This window comes from Streptomyces europaeiscabiei (genome assembly GCF_001550375.1).
Lineage (GTDB): Bacteria > Actinomycetota > Actinomycetes > Streptomycetales > Streptomycetaceae > Streptomyces > Streptomyces europaeiscabiei.
This window is the reverse complement of record NZ_LRTR01000077.1, coordinates 1-3,498: the sequence shown is the minus strand read 5'-3', so window position 1 is coordinate 3,498 and position 3,498 is coordinate 1. Positions and strand designations below refer to the sequence as shown.

Sequence of the window (3,498 nt, the reverse complement as noted above, 5' to 3'; positions counted from 1 at the left end):
CGCGGGCCGCAGGACGCCGGACACGGGCACGCGCAGCACGGTCCCGCAGGAGCAGCCCAGCTCCGGGTGGGGCCACTGGTCGGCGCGGCCGCAGCCTCCGCAGCGGACGGTGACCCAGTCTTCGTCCCAGGTGTGGTGGGTGACGGAGGTGGGGGCGGCGCGACGGTTCAGGGGCGGGGCGACCGGGGTGCCGCACGCGCAGGGGTAGGCCGGCGGGGCGTACTGATGCTCGCGCCCGCAGTCCGGGCACCGCACCGCCATGCTCTCGCCCATGCTCCCCACCCCGCCGTCGAGCCACATCGAAAACGCCTCCTCATCGTCCTCCAGCCAGGGCTGTTCCGGCAGGGAAACACCCTGAGACGCCCCGGTGGATTCCGCTGCCCCGCCCTTGACGCCCCCTGCCTCTCTCCCTACGCTGATTCCAGATAGCAGAAAAGAATTTCCGTAATACGGAAATGTCACTGACGGGATGACGGAAGTGCTCACCGCGGGGCGCGACGGGAGCGAGTCCGGCAGCTGGAGCAGGAGTACGCAATGGCCCGTATGACCGCTGCCCGCGCGGCAGTCGAGATCCTCAAACGTGAGGGTGTCCGCGACGCGTTCGGTGTCCCCGGCGCGGCGATCAACCCCTTCTACGCGGCCCTCAGGGCCTCGGGCGGCATCCAGCACACCCTCGCCCGGCATGTCGAGGGCGCGTCGCACATGGCCGAGGGCTACACCCGCACCCACCCCGGCAACATCGGTGTCTGCATCGGCACCTCCGGCCCCGCCGGGACCGACATGATCACCGGGCTCTACTCGGCCATCGGTGACTCCGTCCCGATCCTCTGCGTCACGGGCCAGGCACCCACGGCCGTGATCCACAAGGAGGACTTCCAGGCGGTCGACATCGCCTCCATCGCCAGGCCGGTCACCAAGATGGCCGTGACCGTGCTGGAGGCCGCGCAGGTCCCCGGCGTCTTCCAGCAGGCCTTCCACCTGATGCGCTCCGCGCGACCCGGCCCGGTCCTCATCGACCTCCCCATCGACGTCCAGCTCACCGAGATCGAGTTCGACCCGGACACGTACCAGCCGCTGCCGGTCTACAAGCCGGCCGCCGGTCGCGCCCAGATCGAGAAGGCGATCGGGCTGCTCAACGCGTCGGAGCGGCCGCTGATCGTCGCGGGCGGCGGGATCATCAACGCCGATGCCGCCGAACTCCTCGTCGAATTCGCCGAGTTGACGGGGGTCCCGGTCGTGCCCACCCTCATGGGCTGGGGCGTCCTGCCCGACGACCACGAGCTGAACGCCGGCATGGTCGGCCTGCAGACCTCGCACCGCTACGGCAACGCGACCTTCCTGGAGTCCGACTTCGTCCTCGGCATCGGCAATCGCTGGGCCAACCGGCACACCGGCAAGCTGGACGTCTACACGGCCGGCCGGACGTTCGTCCACGTCGACATCGAGCCCACCCAGATCGGCCGGATCTTCGCCCCCGACTACGGCATCGCGTCCGACGCCAAGGCCGCACTGGCACTGTTCGTCACGGTGGCACGGGAGTCGAAGGCGGCAGGCGGGCTGCCGGACCGCTCCGCGTGGGCGGCCGACACGCAGGACCGCAAGGCCCGGCTCCAGCGCCGTACGCACTTCGACGACATCCCGATCAAGCCGCAGCGCGTCTACGAGGAGATGAACAAGGCGTTCGGCCCCGAGACCCGGTACGTCTCCACCATCGGGCTCTCGCAGATCGCCGGCGCCCAGATGCTGCACGTCCACCATCCGCGCCACTGGATCAACTGCGGCCAGGCGGGCCCGCTCGGCTGGACGATCCCGGCCGCGCTCGGTGTGGCGAAGGCCGACCCGGAGGCGTCCGTCGTCGCCCTCTCCGGCGACTACGACTTCCAGTTCATGATCGAGGAGCTGGCGGTCGGGGCGCAGCACCGCATCCCGTACATCCATGTCCTGGTGAACAACTCCTATCTGGGCCTCATCCGTCAGGCCCAGCGCGCCTTCGACATCGACTTCCAGGTCAATCTGGAGTTCGAGAACGTCAACTCGCCCGAGCTGGGGGTCTACGGCGTCGACCACGTCAAGGTCGCCGAGGGGCTGGGCTGCAAGGCGATCCGGGTGACCGACCCGGCCGAACTGGGCGCCGCGTTCGAACAGGCGAAGAAGCTCGCGGCGGAGTACCGGGTGCCGGTCGTCGTCGAGGCGATCCTGGAGCGCGTCACCAACATCTCGATGTCGACGACGAACGACATCGGCAACGTGGTGGAGTTCGAGGAGATCGCGACGGAACCGGGCCACGCGCCCACGTCGATCAGGACGTTGCGGGTCTGAGACGTACGGCGTCGACGGCGGCCCATGGCGCCGGCGGTGCCCTACGGCAACCGACGGTGACGTCGGCGTACGGGTATCAGGGGCGGCTCATCCGGGGGTGGGCCGCCCGGTGACCCGCGCCCGAGGCTGTCGCGCCGCTCGGGCTTGCTCAGAGGCGTGCACCGCGTTGTTCCAGCGGGAGGAGCGGGAGGAGCGGGAGGGAGAGGGTGGGAAGGGGAGGCCCTGCGGCAGCGCGACCTCGCTTGGCACGAGCCGCTCTGTCGCGCCGCCGCGCGTGACCTCCCCCGTTTCCCCCGTTTTCCCGGTTCTCCCCCGATCACCGGGCCCCCGTTTCCCCCGATCCCGCGTTCCCCCGTGCCCCCGGTTTCCCCCGTGGGGGCTTCCCCCGTCGAGGCCCGCCGCCCCCGTGCCGGCGGGCCTCGTGTGTCGAGAATGTGCCCTGACCCAGGGGTAGTTGAAGCCCCCACGCACTGGTTCAGAGGTTGATTTGAGGGTTCCGTAGACGGTCTACGCATGCTTGCGTAGGCGGGAAGCCGTTTCGGTGGCCGTTGATCGGGCTGTCGGACCTTGATCGCACCATCTCTCCGGAGCGACCTGATGCGCAGGCCGCGGAGGCCGGGGTCGGCGAGCGGAACGTGGTGCGCACGCTCCAGGACTCCCCGGGCCCAGGGAAAGGATTCGCTCCCCAGGCCGTATCGACATCGAGTACCGCGCCGCAGCACCGGACACATCGCCACCTCCCCGGCGGCCCTCGCCCTGCTCGCCATCGGCGCCAAGGGCCAACCCTTTGCCCAGTCGGTCGAGTTGTGCAGCCGTTCCGTCGGTTTCGAAGAGCTTCGCGCGGTCGTCGAGGACCCGAACGCCCTGGAACGGCACCTCCGGTGCGCGCGGAGCGGTGGCGCCGGATCTTCGGCGGTGGTTCCGTGGGCGAGACCGCGCACCGCAGGCTCTCGTGCCCGGCGACGAGAACGAACGGCCTCGCGCTGACACGCGGCGACGGTGCTCTGCGCACAGCTCGTCGCGGATGCGGTGCCGGTACCCGTCGAGCACACCAGGTCGTTGACGGCCTGCCCCGGGCCCCGCGAACCCCTCAACGGGTCGGACCGCGGCGGATGCGACGGCGCCGGTTCCGCGTCCCTCACGTCGAGACGCGGGCCGGAGCCTGCACCACCGCACTGG

1 protein-coding gene and 1 pseudogene are annotated in these 3,498 nt (G+C 70.3%); one reads left to right on the top strand and one right to left on the bottom strand.

Features of this window, described 5'->3' with window-relative positions; genetic code table 11:
• Positions 1-282, bottom strand: a pseudogene (locus AWZ10_RS03320) (hypothetical protein); the annotation flags it as partial.
• A gap of 252 nt (positions 283-534) precedes the next feature.
• Between AWZ10_RS03320 and gcl the strand changes: the two are divergent.
• Complete coding sequence (gcl, locus tag AWZ10_RS03315) at positions 535-2,319, top strand: glyoxylate carboligase (RefSeq protein WP_046709622.1); 1,785 nt, start codon at positions 535-537, stop codon at positions 2,317-2,319.
• Positions 2,320-3,498: the final 1,179 nt, after the last annotated feature.

Bases quoted from the DNA above. Each gene is read 5' to 3' on its own strand.
- gcl (WP_046709622.1), top strand. From the start codon at position 535: ATGGCCCGTATGACCGCTGCCCGCGCGGCAGTCGAGATCCTCAAACGT.